Raw genomic sequence first — 23312 nt, 5'->3', positions numbered from 1 at the left:
CTGCCGCCAGGCCATGGCAATGGCTAGAAAAAAAATCGATTTTCGAGGACAAGCCTTCAAGGATGTCCTGGGCTTTACCTTCCGCTATTGGGCCCGGCAGCCGCTGCGCATCGTCGTGATCGTGGCGCTGGCGCTGCTGTCCGCCGTGGCCGACGTGCTGACCCCGATGTACGCCGGCCGCCTGGTCGACGCGGTTGCGTCGGGCGCGGCCGGCGACCAGCTTGCCTGGACCGCCGCCATCACCGCCTTCTGGCTGCTGGTTGCGCTAGGCGTGGGCGGGACGCTGCTACGCCAGGCGGTGTTCCAGAACATCATCACCTTCACGCTGAAGATGATGAACGGCATCGCCTCGAATGCCTTCTATCGCGTACAGCGCTTTTCGACCGACTGGCATGCCAACAGCTTCGCGGGCTCGACAGTGCGCAAGATCACGCGCGGCATGTGGGCGGTGGACCTGCTCAATGACACGTTGCTGGTGGCGCTGCTGCCGTCGGTCGTCATGCTGGTGGGCGCCACCGCGCTGCTGGGCGCGCATTGGCCGCTGATGGGGCTGGTCGTGGGCCTGGGTTCGGTGCTCTACATCGCCGTCACCGCCACGCTGTCGCTGGCGTACGTGGCGCCCGCCGCGCGCCTGGGCAATGCCTGGGATACGCGCATGGGCGGCGCGCTGGCCGATGCGGTCAGCTGCAATGCCGTGGTCAAAGCCTTTGGCGCGGAGACGCGTGAAGAAGCGCGGCTGGACCGCGTCATCGACAAGTGGCGCCGCCGCACGCGCCGCACCTGGATCCGCGCCACGTTCAACGGCGGCATCCAGGGCGCAATGCTCGTCGCCATGCAGGCCTCGATCCTGGGCGCATCGCTGCTGCTGTGGTCGCGCAACCAGGCCAGCGTGGGCGACATCACGTTCACGCTGACCATGTTCTTTGTGCTCCAAGGCTATCTGCGCGACGTGGGCATGCACATCCGCAACCTGCAGCGCTCGGTCAACGACATGGAGGAACTGGTGTCGCTGGAAAAGCAGCCGCTGGGCGTGGAAGACCGGCCAGGCGCGGGCGACATTGCGGTGACCGCGGGCGAGATCCGCTTCGAAGACGTGACGTTCCGCTATGGCGCGCACAACGTCGCGCTGTACGACCGGTTCTCGGTGCGCATCGCGCCGGGCGAACGGGTGGGCCTGGTCGGCCACTCGGGTTCGGGCAAAACGACGTTCATCAAGCTGATCCAGCGCTTGTACGACGTGAACGGCGGCCGCATCACCATCGACGGGCAGGACATCGCCCAGGTGAAGCAGGCGTCGCTGCGCGGGCAGATCGCGATCGTGCAGCAGGAGCCCGTGCTGTTTCACCGGACGCTGGCGGAAAACATCGCCTATGCCCGCCCCGGCGCGTCGCAGGCCGACATCGAGCAGGCTGCTCGGCTGGCCAGTGCGCATGACTTCATCATGGCGCTGCCCAAGGGCTACGAGACGCTCGTCGGTGAACGCGGCGTGAAGCTGTCCGGCGGCGAACGCCAGCGCGTGGCGATTGCGCGGGCGTTCCTGGCGGACGCGCCGATCCTCATCCTGGACGAAGCCACGTCCAGCCTGGACAGCGAAAGCGAGGTGCTGATCCAGCGCGCGATGGACCGCCTGATGGAAGGCCGCACGACGCTGGTCGTAGCGCACCGCCTGTCGACGGTCCGGGCTCTGGACCGCCTGCTGGTGATGGACCATGGCCGCGTGATTGAAGAAGGCAGCCACGACGCGCTGATCCGCCTGAAGGGCGGCCTGTACCGGCGCCTGTTCGAGCGCCAGGCGCTGGAGCTGACCAAGGGACTGGATCCCGCGGAACTGCTGGAAGACGGCGCCGTCCCGCCGCCCGCCAAGGCTGACGAGGTCGACGCAGCGTCGTTCGCCTTCGGCAAGTAAAGCAGGTGCGGTGCTAAGCAATATGGCCCGGTGCGATTGCGCACCGGGCCTTATTTTGTTGCGAATTTCGACACATAAGGCCGGTGTCTGACACCTCATTTGGTACTACAGAATCCCGGGTGTCTGACACCTCATTTGGTCCTACAAAACCCCGGGTATCAGACACTTCATTTGGTCCTAAAAAACCACGGGTGTCTGACACCTCATTCGGTCTTGGAAAACCATGGTTGTCCAACTCCCGACAAGGTGCCGCGCACCTCAGGCCGGGCGATTGGCGAAGGTCAGGCGCAGGCCGAAGCCGATCAGGGCGGTGCCGAAGACCAGGCTCTGGATCTTTTGTGCGCGCGGGCTGGCGGACATCCAGCGGCCTACCGCGCCGCCCGCCAGCGCGCACAGCACGTCGAACGTCAGGCCCAGTCCGACGAGGATGACGCCCAGCACGGCGAACTGCTGGCCAATCGGGCCGCGCTCCGGCGACACGAACTGCGGCAGGAGCACCGAGCAGAACAGCAAGGCCTTGGGGTTGAGCACATTGGTGAGCACGCCGCTCATCAGCGCGGGTCCCCAGCCAGCATGTCGCGGTGCGCCCTCCCCGTCCAAGGGCGGAACGGCAAGCGGCGCGCGCAAGAGACGGATCCCCAGCCACACCAAATAGCAGCCGCCCACCGTGCGCGCCGCGTCGAACGCCCACGGGTGCGTCTTGAACAATGCCGCCAGACCCAGCGCGGCCAGCGTCACATGCGCCGCACGTGCAATCGCCAAGCCCGCCGCCACCGCCAGCGCCTGCCCGCGGCCGCGCAGCAGACCGGTTTCCAGCAGCAGGATCATGTCCGGCCCGGGCACCACGTACACAATCAGCAAGGCTCCCAGAAACAACGCCATATCGGCCATGACCGCGCTCCACCGCAAGTTTTCAATGGCGAGATTCTAGAAAAAAGGGGCTGGCATGTGCTTGCCATTCTTGCCAACTTGGATACCATTCCTGGCACAACCCACCAACCCAAGCCTAAATGCCTCACATCTATGCCAAAACGCCAACTTGACGCCTACGACCGCCGGATTCTGGAGGCGCTGCAGAAGAACGGCCGGCTCACTAACGTGGAGCTGGCGGACCAGATCGGCCTGTCGCCCTCGCCCTGCTTGCGGCGCGTACGGATGATGGAAGAAGCCGGCGTCATCCAGGGCTACGAAGCGCGGCTGGATCCGCACGAGGTCGGATTGGGATTGACGGTATTCGTGGGCGTGAAGGTCGAGCGCCACCATGAGCGCGACGCCGAAATGTTCCGTAACGAGGTCAGCGCGCTGCCGGAAGTGATCGCCGCGCATCTGGTGTCCGGCGAGTCCGACTTCCTGTTGCAGGTCGTGGTGCCCGACCTGCGCGGATACGAACAGTTCCTGCTGCATACCCTGCTGAAACTGCCCGGCGTCAAGGACATCCGCAGCAACTTCGCGATCCAGACGGTCAAGCCGCAGAGCCCGCTGCCGCTGGACCATCTGGGGCGGTGAGCGGCGCAGCGATAAAGGCTATGCGACCCCTCTTCAAAGACAGGGGCACCGCTGTGACGGCATGAACTTCGCCGCCACGGCATCGCTATCGTCGCGCCACCTCACCCCCGCGGCATGGCCGCCGCCGATACGGCCGAATCGCCCCCTTCATGCCAAGTTCACCGCCTCACCGCATGGCCGCCGCCGCCCGATCCACCGCCGCGCTGCGTCGCTCGAATCGCGCCTGCGACATCGCCAGATAGCGCTCCACAATCGCCGGCTCGGACGTCTTGGGCGTGCCGCCCGGAAACGGCGGCTTCGGATCGTATTCGATCTGCAACTGGATCAGCTTCGCCACATCCTCGCCGCACAGCGACGCCACCACCTTCAGCCCCATGTCGATCCCCGACGTCACGCCGCCGGCCGTGAACACATTGCCGTCCACACACAGGCGCTCGTCGCTCGGCGTGGCCCCAAAGCGCGCCAGCAGTTCCCGCGCCCGCCAGTGGCTCGACGCCCGCTTACCCCGCAGCAGCCCGGCCGCACCCAGCAGCAGCGATCCCGTGCAGATGCCGAACAGGTATTTGGCGCCCTGCCCCTGCCTGCGGGTGAAATCCACCCACGCCGGGTCGACGATGGCGTCGTCCGTGCCCGGTCCGCCCGGCACGACCAGCAGGTCGCAAGGCTGCGCCGAGTCGATCGTTTGCGTAGGTACGAAGCGCAACCCCCGGTCGCAGCGCACCGGCTCCATCGTTTTTGCGACAAAATCCACGGTAAATCCAGGCGCGTTCGCCAGCACTTCGTACGGCCCGGTCATATCAAGCTGGGTCAGCCCTTCGAACAAGACGATATTCACCTTCATGACGTTGCTCCCATGAAAACGCCAGAACCCAGCATAGGCGAACGCGCGCCGCGCGGTGCGCCAGAAAGCGCGCCAATCGCGCCACAACGCGTGCTGTTCGTGCTGTACGACGGTTTCCAGCCGCTGGACCTGGCCGGACCGTGGCAGGCCTTCACCTCGGCCAACGAAGAGTCGGGCCGCCAGTTATATGCCTTGAACACGATCGCGGCATCGCCGGTGGTAACCACCTGGGAACAAGGGCTGCGCATGCAAGTGGACGGCACCTTCGAAGCGGACGACGACGCGCCCATCGACATGCTGCTGGTGCCCGGCGGCGCCGGCGTGGATCGCGCCGCGGCGCACGGCGAAACGCGCGCCTGGCTACGCCGCCGCGACGCCGGCACACGCCGCACCAGCAGCGTCTGCACGGGCGCATTCATCCTGGCCGCCGCCGGCCTGCTCGATGGCCGCGCCGTCACCACGCACTGGCGCTCCGCCGACCGGCTGCGCAAGCTTTACCCGGGCCTGCGCGTCGATGACGATCGCATCTTCATCGAAAGCGGCAAATACTGGACCTCCGCGGGCGTCACCGCCGGCATCGACCTGGCGCTGGCGCTGATCGAACGCGACTTCGGCGCCGCGCTGTCCCAGCAGGTCGCGCGGCGGCTAGTGGTCTTCATGCGCCGCAACGGCGACCAACGCCAGTACAGCCAGACGCTGCGGCTGCAGGACCGCGTGGCCGCCCCATTCCGCGAACTGGTCGAAAAAATGGAAGCACGCCTGTCGGCGCGCTGGTCGGTGGACGACATGGCCGACGCCTGCGGCATGTCGCGGCGCACCTTCCAGCGCAAGTTCGCAGCACACTTCGGCGTCACGCCGGCCGAAGTGCTGCGGCGTCTGCGCGAAGAGCGCGCCGGTGCCTTGGAGGGCGCGGGGAAGATGACGAGGAAGGCCGTCGAGCAACACGTAGGTCCGGTGTACAAGCGTCCGCGGCAATAGCCGTGAGGCTGCGTCCGCGGCAATAGCCGTGAGGCTGCGTCCGCGGCGATAACGGCAAGGCTGCGTCCGAGCTTCGTAGGTCGCCCGACGCCGCGGTCCCCGTCGGCACGAGCGCCCACGATTGCGGTCCGGAGCCTTCGCTCCGGACTGCCCCGTTGTCATCCTCGTCCTCGCCTGCGGCGACTCCTACGGATTCCCTCGGGCGCATCGACGGCGCTCGTGCCGACGGGGACCACGACGTCGTGCTGCGAGGGTCTTTGGTTTGAGGCGCTGTAAGACCCGTGGTCAGGGCAGGAGATCTGCGGGGCCGCCGGGTTGCTGCCGCCCGGACGGCGGCAACCCGGCATTGGGCCGGTGGCACGTCGTGGCGGTGTGCGCTTGCGCGCTGGTGGGGATCAGGGCGTCAAACACAAAATTTATGACACTTCCCCTGACGCAGAAGCAGCCACACGCGAAGCGTCATCGATTTGACGCAAGACAGCGCGTAAGCCCACGAAGGCCGCCCGCGCGGCCGCCCGGGGGCGGGCACCGCAAGACGCTTCTCTTCCACACAAGTGCGTGCCAGAACCTCAAGAACCCAACTCGCCCCAACGCCCTCGAGGATCAAGCAACTCGAGCCCGGTGCGGCGTGGGCCTGGGGTGGGCGGGGCGTTTAGATGCGCCCGAGGGAAACCGTAGGGAGCCGAAGGCGTACGAGGTTGACGAAGGGGGGGGCCGCCTAGGCCAGTCCGGAGCGAAGGCTCCGGACCGCAATCGGAGCCCCGCCCGCCCCAGGCTCACGCCGCGCCGGGCGTCTCAAGAACGCCGACGATGGCCAGCAACGGCACTCAAGCTAACCCCACAGACATCCCCCCGCAAACATAAAGCACCTGCCCAGTCACAAACCCCGCCCGCGGGTCCAGAAACATAGCCACGGTATGCGCCACCTCATCCGGCCGCCCAACCCGCCCCACGGGAATCGCCGCCTCCAGCGCCAGCGTCTTAGGTGCCCCTGGCGGATTGGACTGATTGAACAGCTCGGTAGCAACCGGCCCAGGCGCCACGGTGTTCACCGTAATGCCATCGCCCGCCAGCTCCAAAGCCCAGGTCCGCGTCATCCCCGCCAGCCCCGCCTTGGACGCCCCATACACCGACCGCCCGCCCTTGCCCAGCGCCGCCCGGCTGCCGATATTCACGACACGCCCATACTTCGCCTGCCGCATCCCCGGCAATAGCGCCTGCATCAGCAGAATCGGCGCAGTCAGATTCAACGCCATCGTCCGCGCCAGTTCCTCCTGCGTAATGTCCTCGATGTTCGCAACCTGGATCATCCCCGCGTTGTTGACCAGATGCAGCACCGGTTCCTGCGCCGCCAACTCACGACCCGCAGCAATAGTCGCCGCCGCGTCGCACAGGTCTACCGAGCGGAAGGTCTCGCCCGGCAACAGTGTCTCGGGCGACGTACGGCTGAAATTGACGACCTGAAAGCCGTCTTCAATCAGCCGCGCCACGATGGCGCGGCCGATTCCCCGGCTTGCGCCGGTCACGAGAGCGATGGGTGAATTCATTGCGCCTTGATTCCCTGATCCTTGATGAGTCCGCCCCACTTCTTGCGTTCGGCGGATTCGAACGCGGCCAGATCCTTGCCGAACAGCGTGCCCGGCTTCGCGCCCATCGTGGCGAAGTTGGCGGCGATGGCCGGCGTCGCCAAGCCGCTGCGGGCGGCGGCAATCAGTTGTTCAACTACCGGCGCGGGGGTATTGCGCGGCGCATACAACGCAAACCACGCCGTCACGTCAAACCCAGGCAATCCGGACTCGGCAACCGTCGGCAAGTCTGGCACCGACGGATCACGCGCCGCAGAAGTCACCGCAACCCCGCGCACCAGATTCCCGTCCTTGATCTGCGCCAGCGCGCCCGGCAGATTGTCGAACAGAAGGTCCACCTGCCCGCCCGCCACCGCCGGCAGCGACGCTGACGTGCCCTTGAACGGCACGTGCAGCATCGTCACCCCGGCCATGGCCTCGAAGTACGCCCCCGTCAGGTGCACCGACGAACCGATGCCCGGTGACGCATAGGTCAGCTTCTTGTCCGTCGACTGCTTGGCCGCCTTGATCACGTCCGCCACCGTCTTGTACGGCGACTTCGCGCTGACCGCGATCACGTTGGGCGTCGTGGACACCAGCGCGATCGGCACCAGGTCGCGCTCGGGATCGAACGGCATGTTGCTGTAGAGAAACTGGTTGATCGTCTGCGTGCCGATCGTGCCCAGCCCCAGCGTGTAGCCGTCCGCCTTCGCCCGGGCGACGTAAGCCATACCGATATTGCCGCCCGCGCCCGGCTTGTTCTCGACCAGCACCGTCTGCTTCAGGCCCGGCTGCAATGCGTTGGCGATGGCGCGGCCAAAGAGGTCCGCGCCGCCGCCCGGCGGATACGGTACGACGACGGTCACAGGGTGCTCAGGATAGCCCGCGGCGTGGACCGCAGGCAGCGCCAGAACGGCCAGCGCGGCAAGGGCGATGCGCCATCCGGCGCGCGGATGCTGCAATTGCGTCATGGTCTCGTCTCCTAACGAACCCGCTGATTGCGGATTTCTTTTTAAAGTACGTAAATACGTACTATATTCATAAGAACATGAAAAACCGACAGGAGACAAGCAGATGAAACGCTGGACGCAACGCCCCGAAGGTTCCACCTGGGGCGACTTCGGCCCGGATGACGAACTGGGCCGCCTGAACCTGCTGACCGAAGAAAAGGTGCTGCAGGCGGTGCGCGAAGTCCGTGCCGGCAAGGTCTTCTGCCTGTCGCTGCCGCTGGATCTGCCCGGCGGCAACGTGCTCAATCCGCGCCGCCACGCGCCCACGCTAAAGCCCACCTTCCGCGAAGGCACACCCTATCTGAACTTTGCGATGTCGCAGGTACAGCCCGAAGCCATCGACGTGCTGTCGGACGATCAGGTCACGCTGTCAATGCAGTATTCGACGCAATGGGACGGCCTGTGCCACGTGGGCGCCATGTTCGACATCCAGGGCGACGGCCAGGCGCGCCGCGTCTATTACAACGGTTACGCCGCCGGCGTGGACGTGTTTGGCGGCGCCGATCCCGACAACTCGGAAGCCGCTTGCTGCCCGCCGGGCGGCTCGTATGCGCGCAAGCTCAGCGTCAGCCGCTATGCCGAAAAAGGCATGCAGGGCCGCGGCGTGCTGGTGGACTTGGCGCGTGCCTTTGGCCCGGGCCGCACGATCGTCGGCCATGCGCAGCTTCAAGCCGCCATGCGCGAGCAGGACGCCCAGCCCGAGCCCGGCGACATGCTGGTGCTGCGCACCGGTTTCGCGGAAGCCGTCGTGGCCATGAACGGCCACCCCGATCCGCACAAACTGGAGCAGACGGGCGCGGTGTTGGACGGCGCCGACCCCGCGCTGCTGGATTGGATCACGCATTCCGGCATCGCCGCCATCTGCGCCGACAACTACGCCGTCGAATCGTATCCGGCGCGCACATCCGGCCCCGGCCATTCCATCCTGCCGCTGCACCACCATTGCCTCTTCAAGCTGGGCGTACCGCTGGCCGAGCTGTGGTACCTGAAGGACCTGGCCGACTGGCTCCATGCAAACGGCCGCAGCCGGTTCCTGTTGACCGCGCCGCCCCTGCGCATGCCCGGCGCGGTCGGCTCGCCTGTGACGCCTATCGCCACGGTGTAAGCCATGCCCCTGCCGTACTCGACCTTCTCCGACCATCTGGACGCGCTGGCCGCCCGGCAACCCGATGCCGTTGCGCTCATCGATCGTGATCAGCCGCTCAGTTTCGCGGACCTGCGCACGCGCAGCCTCGCGCTGGCGGCGGGCCTGGCCCGCATCGGCGTGCAGCCCGGGCACCGCGTCGCCGTCTGGCTGCCCAACTGCGCGGCCTGGGTCGAATCCTTTCTTGCGTGCGCCCATCTGGGCGCGCTGGTGCTGGCCGTCAACACGCGCTTCCGCTCGGTCGAAGTGGCCGACATCCTGGGCCGCGGCCGCGCCGACTGGCTGGTGTACTGGCCCGACTTCAAAGGCATCGACTTCCAGGGCATCCTGGATGGCGTCGCGCCAGTGGATGTGGATCAGTTGCAGGGCGCGGTCGCGCTGGCCGGACCCGACGAACTTCCTCCGGCATCGCTTCACGGCAAACCGGTGCACCGGTACGACGCGCTGCTGGCCTGCGCCGACCCCGCACCCGTCGCGCAAGCCAATGCCGGCGTGTTGTGCTTCACCACATCCGGCACCACGTCCAAACCCAAGTTCGTGCTGCACGATCAAAAGACCTTGTTGCGCCACGGCGCGATGGTGGCGCGGGCGTTCGGCTACGACGACCGGGCCTGCGTGCTGGCCAGCGCGCCGTTCTGCGGCGCATTCGGTTTTGCGACATTGGCCGGCGCCCTGGCGCGCGGCGTGCCCGTCGTCTGCGCCCCTGTGTTCGACGCGGCCCAATCCGCGCAGGCCATCGCCCGGCACGCCGTCACCCATACCTACGCCAACAACGAGGCGCTGGTCGGCATGATGCACGCCGCCGCGCCCGGCGCGTTTGCGTCCGTGCAGCTATTCGGCTTCGCCAGCTTCACCCCCGCGCTGGACAACATGCTGGACCTGGCCCGCGTGGCTGGCGTGCCGCTCACGGGCCTGTATGGTTCCAGCGAACTGATTGCGCTGGTGGCCGGCCAGCCCCGCGACCCCGCCGACGGCGACGTGTCGGCCCGCCACCAGCCCGGCGGCACGCTCATCTACCCCAACGCCCGTGTGCGCGCCCGCGATCCCGAGTCCGGCCAAGTGCTGCCGCACGGCCAGTCCGGCGAAATCGAAATCCTGTCGCCCAGCCTGATGCAGGGCTACCTGGACAACCCGGACGCGACCCGCGCGGCCGTGACGGATGACGGCTACTTCAAGACCGGCGACCTGGGCTACACGCTGACCGACCGCCAGTTCGTGTTCCAGACCCGGATGGGCGACTCGCTGCGGCTGTCCGGCTTCCTGGTCAATCCGGTGGAGATCGAACAGGTCGTCGAGACCCTGCCCGGCGTGCGGGCCTGCCAGGTGGTGGGCGCGACGCGCAACGGCAAGATCGTGCCGTACGCCTTCGTGCTGCTGCAGGAAGGCGCGCAGGCGGACCCGGCCGGTTGGACCGCGGCGTGCAAGGCGGCCATGGCGGGTTTCAAGGCGCCGGCGGGCTTTACCGTGCTGGACGCCTTCCCGTCAGTGGAGAGCGCCAACTCGGTCAAGATCCAGAAGCACCGGCTGCGCGAGATGGCGGACGCTATGCTCTCGGCTTCCGCTTCATAGCCCTTCATCCCGCCATGCCCGCCCGCAAGCTTTTTTCGCGCAGTCCCCAGCCGCTTTATCTGCAGGCCGCCGCGCTGTTCCGCAGCCACATCCAGAACCGGACGTGGCGGCCCGGACAGCAGATCCCGCCGTTGGAATCGCTGATGGAGACCTACGGCATCTCGCGCGCGACCATCCGCCAGGCGTTCGGCCTGCTGGAAGAAGACGGCCTGATCCGGCGCTCGCGCGGCTCCGGCACCTTCGTCAACGCCGAACTGCCCGAAACGCCCACGCTGCTCATTCCCAAGACCTGGGCCGAAACGGTCGAACTGAGCAACCAGCTCGGCACGGTGTCGCTGGTGGAGTCCAGCGCCGACTCGCCCCTGCCCGACACACTGGGCATGCCGTGCGGCGCCGACCGCAGCGGCAGCTTTCAGTACTTGCGGCGCATTCATACGACGGATGCCGGCCCCTTCTGCTACAGCGAGGTCTTTCTGGACAGCGGCCTCTTCCGTAAGCACCGCGCCCGCATTCAGAAAAGCACCGTCGCCCCGGTGCTGGACCAGTTTTACGGCGCCCGCATCTCTGAAGCCCGCCAGGTCCTGAACGTGATCGAAGCGGGCCAGGAGTCTGCCGAGTCACTGCAGATACCCGTGTCTTCCCCGGTGGCCGAGCTGCGCCGCTATGCCTGCATCGACGGCCGCGTGGTGTATTTCGCGCGGCTGGAGTTTCCATTCCGCAAGGTGCGGATGGAGTTCGACCTGCTCACCAGCCGCTGAGCGTTTCACCCAACCTGCCTCAGGAGAAAACCGCCCCCCATCAACGACCGCCGCCGTCCGAACACACTGGGTGCAGCAGCAAACAAAACCTACATACGCGCCCGCCATATCCGAAAAGAATCCGGCATACAGGGAGACAACCATGAGACATGCCGACAGGACCCGGATTTCAATGCAGTGCCGCAGCACGATTGTTCGCTTGTTCGCCACGACCGCCTTTGCCGCGGCCGCGCTTGCCGCCGCCAGCGCACAGGCACAGACGCCCGCCCCCGCCGTCTCCGACGACGTGGTGCGGCTGGGCCTGATCCTGGACATGAGCGGCGTCTATGCCGACGTGACCGGCAAGGGCAGCGCCACCGCCGCCGAGATGGCGATTGCCGACTTCGGCGGCACCGTGCTGGGCAAGAAGGTGGACCTGCTGGTGGTGGACCACCAGAACAAGGCCGACATCGCCGCCGCCAAGGCGCGCGAGTGGTACGACGTCCAGAAGGTCGACGCCATCATGGACGTCGCCGGCTCCGCGCCCGCGCTGGCCGTGCTGGAAGTGGCGCGTGAAAAGAAAAAGATTGTCGTCTTCAGCGGGCCGGGCACCGAGCGCATCACCAACGACCTGTGCTCTCCCTATTCCGTCCACTACACCTACGACACCTGGTCGCTCGCCAACACCACTGCACGCGCCACCGTGGAGCAAGGCGGCAAGAGCTGGTACTTCCTGACGGCGGACTACGCGTTCGGCCACACGCTGCAGGCGTCGGCCACCGACGTCGTGAAGGCCAATGGCGGCACGGTGCTGGGCGCCTCGCGCCACCCGCTCGGCTCCAGCGACTTCGCCTCTTATCTGCTGCAGGCGCAGGCCAGCAAGGCGCAGATCGTGGGCCTGGCCAACGCGGGCGGCGACACCGTCAACGCCATCAAGGCGGCCAGCGAGTTCGGGCTGACCAAGGGCGGGCAGAAGATGGCGGGCCTGCTGCTCTACATCAACGACATCCACGCCATCGGCCTGGACGCGGCCGCCGGCCTGACGCTGACCGAAGCCTTCTACTGGGACATGAACGACCAGACCCGCGCGTGGTCGCAGCGCTATTACGACAAGCTCAAGAAGATGCCCAACATGAGCCAGGCGGGCACGTATTCGTCGGTCATGCACTATCTGAACGCGGTGCAGGCGGCGGGCACGGACGAACCCACGGCGGTGATGAAGCAGATGAAGGCCACGCCCATCAACGACTTCTTCGCCACCAACGGCCGCATCCGCGAAGATGGCCGCATGGTGCACGACATGTACCTGTTCGAGGTCAAGAAGCCGTCGGAATCCAAGCGGCCGTGGGACTACTACAAACTGGTGGCCACGCTGCCGGGCGATCAGGCCTTCATGCCGCTGTCGCGGTCGACCTGCCCGCTGGTCAAGAAGTAGTACGGCGGGGCGTCCTCGGCGGGAGCTGCGGCGGATGGCATCGGCGGCGGGAGACGCCCGCCGCGGGGACGCCCGCCGCGGGGTCGCCCGCCGCCGAGTACGTCCGCCGCGTTATCCTTGCGGCTTTGCCTCGGCCGCTCCAACATGCCGCAACGCGCACCCCGCATCATCGAGGGAACCATCGACCAGATCCGGGTCGCAACGCCGGTGCGGCGAAACGATGTCTTCCTGCGGGTCGGTGCGGAGACGATCTGGGGTTCCGCGCTGGACCCCTCGCACATCGCCCTGCTGCGCGCCTTCCACAATAAAGGCACTGCCGTGCGCATTGGCGTGCTGGAAGCCGAGCATGGCCTGAACCGCTTTTGCTGGGCCGTGCCCGCGCAAGGCGAACCCATTGCGCCGCTCACCTACCAGACCGCCCAACGGCGCAGCGGACGCGAGGCCGCCATCTGCAGCGCCGTGGGCGTGGCCGCCCTGGGCGCGGCGTGGCTGGCCGGGATCTCGACGTTGCCGCGCATGTTCATGATGGTGCTCGCGCTGGTGATCGCGCTGATGGCGCTGGTGCTTGCCGCGAACGCCTTGCACGCCCTCTGGCACAACCGCCGCGAGCGGCCGCGCATCCTTGCCAGCGAGGCTCTGTTCGATCCCGCGAAGCGCCCAGCGGCCATGAACGCTGCGCCAGCCCCCTCACCGCTTCAGCAGGAACCGGCTGCGCTGACGCAGGAGGGCGATCCGCCTCTCCTCCTGATCCGCGGGCAGCTGGACGGCATCACGCATGAAACGCGGCATGTGCATAAGGGCCCGACTTACGGCCACTATCGCTTTTCGGTTCAGGGCCGGCAGTTCCTGATGACGGTCGATGAATCACTGGGAAGCTGGCAGCCGTTCCTGGCGCAGGACGACTACGTCGAGATGGCCGTCAATGCCCAACCGGCGCCAGACGAGCCGCACGCGGTGTATGCCCTGCGCAACCTTGAGGACGGGCGCACCTATATGTGTCATCTGCGATTCCGCGCCTTTCCCGGCAGGGACACGCCGGTCGGCGTCGGCATGAACCAGCGCGCGCCGCTGCTCAAGGCCATCGGCGGGTTGATGCTTGCGGTCTGGCTGTTCCTCATTGGCCTGACCTGGTTCATCGACGCCGAAGCTTTTCAGGGCGATTTTCCGGAACTTTCGCTGTTCATTCTTGGGATGTTCCTGCTGGTATGGCTTTGCTTTGCACTCCCGCTTTTATGGCTGGACATGCGGTGGCGCATGGGCAGGCCGACGCGGCGCCAGCGCATCACCGAACGCATCTACGCACTGCTCGATCTGGGCACGCCGTTCGCGCCCAAGCGACGCATCGAAGAGGTATGAACGGACGGGGCGTATCCTTGCCGGACGTCTGACTGCCGCTGGAGATCCGCATGACCACCCCCGCCCCGCGCCCCATCGCTGCCACCATCGCCGCCGTCGTGCGCGACGGCCACGTGCTGCTGGTGCGCCGCGCCAACCCGCCCGATCAGGACCGCTGGGCGTTTCCGGGCGGCAAGATCGACGCGGGCGAACGGCTGGCTGACGCGGCCGCGCGCGAATTGCTGGAAGAGACCGGCGTCACTGCCGAGCCGCTGCACGTCTTTGACGCCGTCGACGTCTTCGACCGCGACGACACCGGCGCCCTGGGCCGCCACTTCATCCTGATCGCCGTGCTGTGCCGCTGGGTGTCCGGTGAGCCGGTAGCGGGGGACGATGCCCGCGATGCGCGCTGGGTGTCCCTGGCTGACCTTGATGCCCACGCGCTGGCCACGAGCTTCGGCGTGGCGGAGCTGGCGCACAAGGCGGCAGATCTGATGGCAGCGCGCTAAACGCCCGATACGTTAAGGTGTAGCCCCACACCCCTTGTCTCTTCATTCCTGGAGTACCGAATGACCGGATTGTTCATCGTGGTGGCGGCGCTGGCGTTTCTGATGCTGGCGGCGTATCGAGGTTATAGCGTCATCCTGTGCGCGCCCATCGCAGCCATGGGCGCGGTGCTTCTGACAGACGCGTCAGCGCTGGCGCCCGTGTTCTCGGGCATCTTCATGGAGCGCATGGCCGGTTTTGCCAAGCTCTATTTCCCCGTGTTCCTCTTGGGCGCCGTGTTCGGCAAGCTCATCGAACTGTCGGGCTTTTCACGCGCCATCGTGCAGGCGGTGCTGCGGCTGATCGGCGCCGAGCGCGCCATCGTGGCCATCGTGCTGGTGTGTGCGGTGCTGACGTACGGCGGCGTATCGCTGTTCGTGGTGGTGTTCGCGGTCTACCCGTTTGCCGCCGAGATGTTCCGCCAGGGCGGCATCCCCAAGCGCCTGATGCCCGGCGCGATTGCGCTGGGCGCCTTCACCTTCACCATGACGGCACTGCCCGGCACGCCGCAGATCCAGAACATCATTCCCACCACGTTCTTCGAGACCACGACCTGGGCCGCGCCCTGGCTCGGTCTCATCGGCGCCGCGTTCACGCTGACCGCCGGCATCGCCTACCTGGAATGGCGCCGCAAGCGCGCGGCCGCGGCTGGCGAGACCTACGGCACGGACCTGCGCAACGAACCCGCGGCGCCTACCGGTGAGCGCAATCATCATCCGTTGATCGCGCTGTTGCCGCTGGTGGTGGTTGGCGTCATGAACTTCCTGCTGACGCGCTGGATCCCGGGCTGGTATCCGGCCGGTTCCGAAGTCGACCTGCCCGGCCTGGCCAAACCCCTGCCCGTCAACGCCGAGGAGCAGGTGGCGCTGTGGGCCGTGATGGGCGCGCTGATCGCGGGCATCGTCACCATCCTGCTGTTCTCGTTCCGCGCCATCAAGTCGCACTTTGCCGAAGGCAGCAAGAGCGCCGTGTCGGGCGCGCTGCTGGCGTCGATGAACACCGCGGCCGAATACGGATTTGGCGGCGTCATTGCCGCGCTGCCGGGCTTTCTGCTGGTCGCGCAGGCCTTGAAGGCCATTCCCGATCCGCTGGTGGGCGAAGCCGTCGCGGTAACGACGCTGGCCGGCATCACGGGCTCGGCCTCGGGCGGCATGAGCATCGCGCTGGCCGCAATGTCGCAGACCTTCATCGACGGCGCGCTGGCGGCGGGCATCCCCATGGAGGTGCTGCACCGGGTCGCCGCGATGGCGAGCGGCGGCATGGACACGCTGCCGCACAACGGCGCGGTCATCACGCTGCTGGCCGTCACGGGTCTTACGCACCGCCAATCCTATGGCGACATCTTCGCCATCACGCTGATATCGACGCTGTCGGTGTTCCTGGTGATCGGCGTCTTCTACCTGACCGGCATCGTCTGATCGAAGGCGGCGGCGAACACGCCCGCCAGCCACTGCGTGAACACGCGCACCCGCGCCGGCACCTGCCGGTTCTGCGGCGTCAGCACGGAAACCGGCATGGGCGCGGGCGGCGCGTGGGGCAGCACGATCTTCAGGTGCCCCGCCGCCAGCTCGCGCTCCACGCGGTAGCGCGGGACCTGCACCAATCCCAGGCCCGCGAGCGCCGCACTGGTGTAGAGTTCGGCCCCGCTCACGCTGACGACGGCACGCGGGCGCACCTGGACGATGCGCCCGTCCACCCGAAAATCCAGCGGCACGGCGCGGCCCGTCACGCTGGACACGTAATCCACGGCTACGTGGTGTTCCAGCACCTGCACGCTGTCCGGCACGCCGTGGCGCGACAGATAGGCAGGGCTGGCGACCGTCACCTGCGGCATCTGGGCGATCGTCCGCCCGGCCAGCGTCGAGTCCTGCGGCACGCCGGCGCGTAGCACGCAGTCGACGCCTTCGCGCACCAGATCCACCAGCCGGTCGTCTTCGCCCAGATGCAAGGCGATGTCGGGATAGCGTTGCAGGAAATCCGGCAGGCCGGGCATCACGAAGAACCGGGCCAGCGTGCCCTGCGCGTTCACCCGCAACAGCCCCTTGGGCGCCGTGTCCAGGAAAGCGCCGTCGGCCTCCTCCAGGTCGGCCAGAAGCCGCACGCAGCGCTGGTAGTGGGCCTCCCCGTCGTGCGTCAGCCGGACCTGCCGCGTGGTGCGGTCAAGCAACCGCGCGCCCAATCGGGCCTCCATGCGCTTGATCAGGTTGGTGACCGTGGCGCGCGGGATGCGCAGGTCGTCCGACGCCTTGGTGAAACTGCCTCGTTCGGCGATGCGCACGAACACCTGCATTTCCTGGAAACGATCCATGCCCTGCCCCGCCTATTGTTAAAGCAAATGAAATTATCTTAGCAAAGCAGGCGTAATTATCTTTGGATCGGAATAGTCGATCATACGTCTCACCAACCCATCCAAGGAGCAGACCAATGAATGACCAAGCTTCCCAGCGCGTTGCCCTCGTCACTGGCGGATCGCGCGGCATCGGCGCCGCCATCGTGCGCCGCCTGGCAGACGACGGCTTTGCCGTCGCCATCAATTACGCCTCGAGCGCGGCAGAAGCTGACGCCTTGGCCGGCGAAGTCCGCCAAGCCGGCGGACGCGCCTTGGCCGTACGCGCCGACGTTGCCAAGCCCGATGACGTGCGCGCGATGTTCGATGCCATCCAGGCCGAGTTCGGCCGGATCGATGTGCTGGTCAACAGCGCTGGCGTGCTGCAGGTGCAGCCGCTGGCGGAAACCAGCGACGACCTGTACGACCGGACGTTCGACATCAACACCCGCGGCACCTTCAACACCCTGCGCGAGGCCGCCGCACGTCTGGCCGATGGCGGCAGCATCGTCAACGTGTCCAGCACCACCGTCGCGCTCAACCTCCCCGGCTACTCGGTCTACATCGCCAGCAAGGCCGCCGTCGAAAGCCTGACGCAGGTCTTCGCCAAGGAACTGCGCGGACGCCAGATCAGGGTAAACGCCGTCGCCCCCGGCCCTGTCGCCACGGAGTTGTTCTTCAAGGGCAAGAGCCCCGAATTGATCGAGCACTACGCCAAGATGCCGCCGCTGGAACGCCTGGGCCAACCGGATGACATCGCGGGCATCGTTTCGTTTCTGGCGGGACCCGACAGTGGGTGGGTAAACGGGCAGATCGTGCGCGCCAATGGCGGCGTGGCCTGAGCGGCCCGCCTACTTCGGCATGGCGTAGCCCTGCGCCCGCAGGAACTCCGCCACCACCGGCTGCCACTTCTGCGGCGAGCGCGGAAACAGCAGATGGCCGTTGTTGCCATCGGGTCCCATCGGCACAAAAGTCGCGTGACCGCCCGCCGCGTTGTAGGCGTCCACCCAGCGCTTGGGCCAGTCGGCCCCCCAGAAGAGATCATTCTCCGAATAGATCCAGAGCGTGGGCAGGCGCGTCGTCTGCCCATAAGACGCGAACGTCTGCTGCAGCCGGTCTGGCCCGCAGGGGTTACCCGGAGACTTCGCGTCCCCGCCCGCGCCGCCAGAGAAATTGATGGCGGTCCTGACCCCGGGCGGATTCTGCGCAGCCAGCGCGATGACGGTGCCCCCGCCGATCGACTGACCAACCAGCACGACGTTGGAAGCGTCCACGTCGGGGCGCTGCTGAAGCGCCTTCACGACCTGTCCGATCTGGCTGGCGGCCCGATTGAACATCGGTGTGAACTGGCGATCCCCGCAAGGACCGCTGTCCTCCAGATCGGGGCCGGCCGTTTCTCCATAGCCCAGCCGCAGCGGCACCGCCACGACGAAGCCGGCATCAGTAAAGTACCTGACCGCCTGCGGATACGGGGTGCGGCTCATCTTGGCCCGTTCCTCGGCGGTTGCGCCCCGGCCATGGTTGATGATCAAGAGGGGGTGTTTGCCCGGCGCTGCGGGCGCATACACGGTCACGACCAGCGCTCCTACAACAACGCCAGTGTCCGTCTGCACCGAGACGGGCACCCGTTCCACGGTTTCCTTGCTTTGACGGCCGCCGGGTGTAGAAGACGCGCAGGCCGAGACCAGTCCGGCCAGGCAAACGAGCGAGATGCGTTCAAGAACGTTCATGTTGCTCCCCCTTCGGGTTAGGCCACGGTTGAGGTGCGAGCCACAGTACGCCCACCAAATCGCCTCCGCCAGTCGCACGCGCAGGGGTGCACACGCACGGCTTTCGACGCGGCCCGGCGTTGGCGCGATGGCCCACCCTCATCCCTACGCATGAACGCGGTCACGTGGACAGACGCGAATGCCGCGGCTTGGAATGCCGCATATTTGCTGATGTCCTCATCCGTATTACCCATGCGCGCCTCGCCCGATGGGCCGAGGCAATTTCACCGGTTTTCAAATTTTCAGTTTGCGCGCTCCGGACTTTGATTTACGGAAAAGTCTGGCCAGTTGGACGAGGTTTGCATGAGACGGAGTCCTTAAGCCGTGGTTTAGCCTGACCCGGCAGTACTCCGACTCACCTTGATCGATTGGACGAAAGCAATGAATCAACTCATTCATCCGGACTGCCACCCCTTTACCGCCGCAGGCAATCTGAAGCAGATCTCCGCGTATTACGAGGAAGGTCGCCGTGTCATGTGGATGATGCTGCGCGCGCAACCGCGCCCGTGCTTTAACCATGAACTCATCGACGAGATCATGACCCTGGCGCGTGCCGCCAAGGACTCCGGCCTGCCCATCGACTTCTGGGTCACGGGCTCGCTGGTGCCGCAGATCTACAACGTCGGCGGCGACCTGAACTTTTTTGCCGAGGCCATCCGCACCGGCAAGCGCGAGGCGCTGCGGGCCTATGCCCGTGCATGCGTTGATTGCGTGCACGCCGCCACGCGCGGTTTTGACACTGGCGCCATCTCGCTGGCCATGATCGAGGGCACCGCGCTGGGCGGCGGCTTCGAGGCCGCGCTGGCCCACCACTTCGTGCTCGCGCAAAACAATGCGCGCATGGGCTTCCCTGAGATGGCGTTCAACCTTTTCCCCGGCATGGGCGGCTATTCGCTGGTCGCGCGCCGTTCGGGCATGAAGCTGGCCGAGGAACTGATCAGCACCGGCGAATCGCACACGGCCGAGTGGTATCACGGCCGCGGCCTGGTGGACGTGCTGTTCGAGCCGGGCGAGGCCTTCAAGGCCACGCGCACCTTCATCGACGTGATGCGGCCCAAGCTCAATGGCATGCGCGCCATGCTGCGCGCGCGCCAGCGCGTGCTGGCTCTGCCGCGCGCCGAGCTGATGGACATTACCGAGGATTGGGTCGAAGCCGCCTTCTCCATCGATCCGAAGGACCGCGCCTACATGGAGCGGCTGGTGATGGCGCAGAACCGCCGCACGGCGAGCAATTCGGAGGCCACCGAAGTGGCCACCATGCACTGATCCGGCGGCGCGCCGCCGGTTGCGTCATGCAATGAGATGCAGCCGGCGGCGCTGCGCCAGCCAGGCGGTGAGCTCCGCCGCGGGCATGGGCTTGGCGTACAGGTAGCCCTGCTTGGCGTCCACGCCCAGGGTGTCCAGGAAGACGGTTTCTTCCTGGGTTTCCACGCCTTCGGCAATGACCTGGAGCTCGAGCGTGCGCGCCACGGCAACGATGGCGCGCGCGAGCGCCTGCGAGACCGGATTTTCGTTGACGCCCCGCACGAAGCTGGCGTCAAGCTTGATTGCGTCCAGCGGAATCCGCGCCAGCTGCGACAGCGACGAATAACCCGTGCCGAAATCGTCCAGATGCACACGCGCACCCAGTTGCCGGAACTGCTTGATAAGTTCGATGGCGGCGTCTTCATCGTCGATCAGGCAGCTTTCCGTGAGCTCGATGTCGACCAGGCAGGGGTTGAGATTCGCATCGTTGATGGCGCGCATGAATTCGCTGACCACGCCCTTGTCGTCCAGCTGGCGGGCCGACATGTTGATCGCGATGCGCAGGTTCAGGCCCTCGCGCTTCCAGGCCGCCGCCTGCCGGGCCGCTTCGCGCATCACCCAGACGCCCAGCGGCGAGATGAGCCCCGATTCCTCGGCGTAGGGAATGAAAGTGTCCGGACCCACCATGCCGCGTTCCGGCGAACGCCAGCGCACCAGCGCTTCCACGCCGTCGACCTCGCCCGTGCGGCCGACCAGCTTGGGCTGGTAGTACAGCATCAGGTGGTTCTCGGCCAGCGCCTTGCGAAGGTTCGTGTCCAGCCACACATAGTCCGCGTTGCGGCGGTCCATGTCGGGCTGGAACACGCGATACGTATGGCGGCCCGCTTCCTTGGCCACGTACATGGCGATATCCGCGCTGCGCACCACGCTGTCCAGGTCGGCGCCGTGATCGGGGTACATTGCGATGCCGATGGAGCAGCTGGTGTAGACCTCGATGAGGCCCTGGCGGAACGGTTCGCGCAGCCGCTCGATGATGCGCTGCGCGGTGGCCTCCAGTTGCCAGGCCTGCGCCTCTTCCTGCAGGACGATGAACTCGTCGCCGCCCAGGCGCGCCAGCGTCTGGCCATCGGACAGGCAGTTCGAGATGGCGACCGACACCGCTTTCAGCAGCCGGTCGCCGAAGCCGTGGCCGTAGTGGTCGTTGATGCGCTTGAAGTTGTCCAGGTCCAGGAACAACACGCCGCCCCGCCCTTCGCGGCCCGCCGCCAGCGCCGCCTTCAGCCGCGACGTGATCGCGTGGCGGTTGGGCAGGTTGGTCAGCATGTCGGTGTTGGCCAGCACCCGCAGGCGCTCCTGCGCCTGGCGTTCTTCGGTGATGTCGGTGCCCGAGCAGATCAGGTAGACCCGCTTTTCGCCGCTGCCGCTGGTGACGAACTTGTTGCGGAACAGGAAAAGGCGCGGCCCCTTGACGGTGTTGATCGTGCGCTCGACCTCGTACGACTGGCCGCGTTTGTAGAACTCGGCGATATTGCGGCGCGAGGCAATGGCCTCCTCGCGCGTCATGAACATGTCGAAGACGCTGCGGCCCACGATGTCCTGTTCGCGCTTGCCGGTGTATTCCTCGCTGAGCTTGTTGAAGCGCTGCACGCGGCCGTTCTGGTCGACGATCACGATGACCGAATTGGCTTCGGACACTACCGTTTCGGCGAACGACAGACCCTCTACGAGGTCCTTGGCGACGGATTCGGTATCGGTGTGGGCCGATGCGGTGCCGGCCCATTCGTTGGGATTGATCTTGCGGCCAACCAGGTGCAGGTGAAGCAGATCGCCATACAGCATGATGTCGATCCGCACGCTGGACGTGATGCCCGTCAGGCCGCGCACGGCCTCGGCCTGATCCGGGCGCAAGGCCATGGCGATATTGGTCGCGCCTTTGACTGCGGCGAGTTCAATCGCATCGCTATCGGCGGACAAACGCCAATATGGGCTATGCGTACCGAAATGCGTGTGCAGGATCGATTTTTCGTCCTGGTTCTCAGTCATTGGTATCCCCCCGCCGTCCTAAGGCCCGCGAAACACATTACGGGCTACTGAATTTGGGGTCAACCACCTTGTCGGGACCCAAAACCGCTTTATTGCGGTTTATTGCGTAGCCGTTCGCAGCATCAGTGCAATTCTCTGAAATACAGCGTCTTTCCCAGCGCAGCGCACAAGGCGGCGGAAGCGATTATTTCGGTTCCTTTCAGAAGCCGCAAAAATGAGAACGCCGGAAATCCGTGGCGAATTTCCGGCGTAGGGAGCAATGAGGCGCGGCGCGCCGTCCGAAGCGGCTTACTCGCCCTTCACGCCCGCCTCGTCGATCACCTTGGTCCAGCGCGCGACTTCAGCCGACACACGCGCGCTGGCGTCAGCAGGCGACGTCCACGTCGCAATCGCGCCCTGGTTCAAGAGCGACGCCTTGACCTCGGGCTTGGCCAGGATCTTCTTGAGCTCGGCATTCAGGCGATCAATGACCGGTGCGGGCGTGTTGGCCGGGGCCACGATGCCGAACATCGAGCTGACCTCGAAGTCCTTCAGGCCGGCTTCGGCGGCGGTAGGCACGTCGGGCAGCGCATCGACGCGTTGCGGCGAGGTCACCGCCAGCGCGCGCAGCTTGCCCGCCTTGATGTTGCCCTGCGCGGCAGGCACCGTTTCGATCATGCTGAGCACCTGGCCGCCCATCAGGTCGGTCATCGCCGGGCCGCTGCCCTTGTAGGGCACGTGCAGGATGTCCGCGCCGGCGGTGCGCTTGAACATTTCGCCGGCCAGATGCTGGGGCGAGCCGTTGCCGGCGGATGCCATGGTCATGTAGCCGGGCTTGGACTTGGCCAGTGCGATGAACTCGGGCAGCGTCTTGGCCGGCACCGACGGGTTCACCACGAACACCAGGGGCACCGTGCCCACGATGGCGACGGGCGCGAAGCTCTTTTCCACGTCGTACGTGACGCGGCCGCGGTAGAGCGCGGCGTTGATGGAGTGGCTGGTCAGCGCGCCCATCAGCAGCGTGTAGCCGTCGGGTTGCGCCTTGGCCACCTGGTCCGCACCGATGTTGCCGGCTGCGCCCGCGCGGTTTTCCACCACCACGGTCTGGCCCAGCGCGCCCGTCAGTTCCTGCGCAAGCACGCGGCCGATCACGTCGGTGGCGCCGCCGGGCGGGTAAGGCACGATCATGCGGATCGGCTTGTCGGGATAGGCGTCGGCCGAGAATGCCGGGGCGGAAACGCCGGCGCACAGCGCCAGCAGGGAAAACAGCACGGCGCGGCGCGGCCGCAGACGCAGGTCTGACATGTGGTCTCTCCAGCCGGGATGGGTATAGGAATGAACGGACGCCCGGTTCGTCAACGGCGCCAGTGTAGGGGGC

At 66.4% G+C, this 23312-nt stretch carries 20 protein-coding genes; 12 read left to right on the top strand and 8 right to left on the bottom strand.

Annotated elements, in window-relative coordinates; genetic code table 11:
• Nucleotides 1-19 precede the first annotated feature (19 nt).
• Nucleotides 20-1906, top strand: a complete 1887-nt coding sequence (locus HV681_RS16960) for an ABC transporter ATP-binding protein (RefSeq protein ID WP_175124149.1) — start codon at nt 20-22, stop codon at nt 1904-1906.
• 258 nt (nt 1907-2164) lie between these two features.
• Here HV681_RS16960 and HV681_RS16955 read toward each other — a convergent pair whose 3' ends face one another.
• Nucleotides 2165-2797, bottom strand: coding sequence for a LysE family translocator (locus HV681_RS16955; protein WP_175124148.1), 633 nt, complete (start codon nt 2795-2797; stop codon nt 2165-2167).
• Nucleotides 2798-2929: 132 nt separating this feature from the next.
• Here HV681_RS16955 and HV681_RS16950 point away from each other — a divergent pair, with 132 nt between their 5' ends.
• The gene (locus tag HV681_RS16950) at nt 2930-3412 is read left to right on the top strand and encodes an Lrp/AsnC family transcriptional regulator (RefSeq protein ID WP_105238374.1); all 483 of its coding nucleotides are present in this window, start codon (nt 2930-2932) and stop codon (nt 3410-3412) included.
• 166 nt (nt 3413-3578) lie between these two features.
• Here HV681_RS16950 and HV681_RS16945 read toward each other — a convergent pair whose 3' ends face one another.
• On the bottom strand, nt 3579-4253 hold the full coding sequence (locus tag HV681_RS16945; RefSeq protein ID WP_175124147.1) for a DJ-1/PfpI family protein: 675 nt from the start codon (nt 4251-4253) through the stop codon (nt 3579-3581).
• 90 nt (nt 4254-4343) lie between these two features.
• Here HV681_RS16945 and HV681_RS16940 point away from each other — a divergent pair, with 90 nt between their 5' ends.
• Nucleotides 4344-5231, top strand: coding sequence for a GlxA family transcriptional regulator (locus tag HV681_RS16940; RefSeq protein ID WP_254595002.1), 888 nt, complete (start codon nt 4344-4346; stop codon nt 5229-5231).
• Between the two features lie 827 nt (nt 5232-6058).
• Here HV681_RS16940 and HV681_RS16935 read toward each other — a convergent pair.
• Nucleotides 6059-6778 (bottom strand): SDR family oxidoreductase, encoded by a 720-nt coding sequence (locus HV681_RS16935; protein WP_175124145.1) that lies wholly within the window; start codon nt 6776-6778, stop codon nt 6059-6061.
• Nucleotides 6775-7767 (bottom strand): Bug family tripartite tricarboxylate transporter substrate binding protein, encoded by a 993-nt coding sequence (locus tag HV681_RS16930; RefSeq protein WP_175124144.1) that lies wholly within the window; start codon nt 7765-7767, stop codon nt 6775-6777. Before HV681_RS16930 ends, HV681_RS16935 begins: the two co-directional genes overlap by 4 nt.
• A 103-nt stretch (nt 7768-7870) precedes the next feature.
• Here HV681_RS16930 and HV681_RS16925 point away from each other — a divergent pair, with 103 nt between their 5' ends.
• The 7 genes from HV681_RS16925 (at nt 7871) to HV681_RS16895 (ending at nt 15990) form a co-directional block, all read left to right on the top strand.
• Entirely contained in the window at nt 7871-8911 is a 1041-nt protein-coding gene (locus HV681_RS16925; RefSeq protein ID WP_175124143.1) for a cyclase family protein, read from the top strand.
• A 3-nt stretch (nt 8912-8914) separates the two neighbouring features.
• Nucleotides 8915-10519, top strand: a complete 1605-nt coding sequence (locus HV681_RS16920) for an AMP-binding protein (RefSeq protein ID WP_175124142.1) — start codon at nt 8915-8917, stop codon at nt 10517-10519.
• Nucleotides 10520-10533: 14 nt separating this feature from the next.
• Nucleotides 10534-11277, top strand: a complete 744-nt coding sequence (locus HV681_RS16915) for a GntR family transcriptional regulator (protein ID WP_105238367.1) — start codon at nt 10534-10536, stop codon at nt 11275-11277.
• 172 nt (nt 11278-11449) lie between these two features.
• Entirely contained in the window at nt 11450-12691 is a 1242-nt protein-coding gene (locus HV681_RS16910; RefSeq protein WP_175124201.1) for an ABC transporter substrate-binding protein, read from the top strand.
• A gap of 144 nt (nt 12692-12835) precedes the next feature.
• Complete coding sequence (locus HV681_RS16905) at nt 12836-14047, top strand: hypothetical protein (protein WP_175124141.1); 1212 nt, start codon at nt 12836-12838, stop codon at nt 14045-14047.
• Nucleotides 14048-14097: 50 nt separating this feature from the next.
• A complete protein-coding gene (locus HV681_RS16900) occupies nt 14098-14535 on the top strand; it encodes an NUDIX hydrolase (RefSeq protein WP_175124140.1) in 438 nt (145 codons plus the stop codon).
• A 60-nt stretch (nt 14536-14595) separates the two neighbouring features.
• A complete protein-coding gene (locus tag HV681_RS16895; protein ID WP_175124139.1) occupies nt 14596-15990 on the top strand; it encodes a GntP family permease in 1395 nt (464 codons plus the stop codon).
• Here HV681_RS16895 and HV681_RS16890 read toward each other — a convergent pair.
• Nucleotides 15969-16880 (bottom strand): LysR family transcriptional regulator, encoded by a 912-nt coding sequence (locus tag HV681_RS16890; RefSeq protein WP_175124138.1) that lies wholly within the window; start codon nt 16878-16880, stop codon nt 15969-15971. The genes HV681_RS16895 and HV681_RS16890 overlap by 22 nt on opposite strands.
• Before the next feature lie 116 nt (nt 16881-16996).
• On the opposite strand from HV681_RS16890, the gene HV681_RS16885 reads away from it, so the two are divergent.
• The gene (locus HV681_RS16885) at nt 16997-17740 is read left to right on the top strand and encodes an SDR family oxidoreductase (protein WP_175124137.1); all 744 of its coding nucleotides are present in this window, start codon (nt 16997-16999) and stop codon (nt 17738-17740) included.
• A gap of 9 nt (nt 17741-17749) precedes the next feature.
• On the opposite strand, the gene HV681_RS16880 is transcribed toward HV681_RS16885, so the two are convergent.
• Complete coding sequence (locus tag HV681_RS16880) at nt 17750-18628, bottom strand: dienelactone hydrolase family protein (protein WP_175124136.1); 879 nt, start codon at nt 18626-18628, stop codon at nt 17750-17752.
• Nucleotides 18629-19048: 420 nt separating this feature from the next.
• Here HV681_RS16880 and HV681_RS16875 point away from each other — a divergent pair, with 420 nt between their 5' ends.
• A complete protein-coding gene (locus tag HV681_RS16875; protein ID WP_175124135.1) occupies nt 19049-19933 on the top strand; it encodes a crotonase/enoyl-CoA hydratase family protein in 885 nt (294 codons plus the stop codon).
• Between the two features lie 24 nt (nt 19934-19957).
• Here HV681_RS16875 and pdeR read toward each other — a convergent pair whose 3' ends face one another.
• On the bottom strand, nt 19958-21955 hold the full coding sequence (pdeR, locus tag HV681_RS16870; RefSeq protein ID WP_175124134.1) for a cyclic di-GMP phosphodiesterase: 1998 nt from the start codon (nt 21953-21955) through the stop codon (nt 19958-19960).
• Between the two features lie 288 nt (nt 21956-22243).
• On the bottom strand, nt 22244-23239 hold the full coding sequence (locus HV681_RS16865) for a Bug family tripartite tricarboxylate transporter substrate binding protein (RefSeq protein WP_175124133.1): 996 nt from the start codon (nt 23237-23239) through the stop codon (nt 22244-22246).
• Nucleotides 23240-23312 lie beyond the last annotated feature (73 nt).

The organism is Achromobacter animicus, from assembly GCF_902859585.1.
Taxonomy (GTDB): Bacteria; Pseudomonadota; Gammaproteobacteria; order Burkholderiales; family Burkholderiaceae_B; genus Achromobacter; species Achromobacter animicus.
The sequence above is the reverse complement of the archived record's forward strand: the minus strand, read 5'-3'. Positions and strand labels throughout refer to the sequence as shown.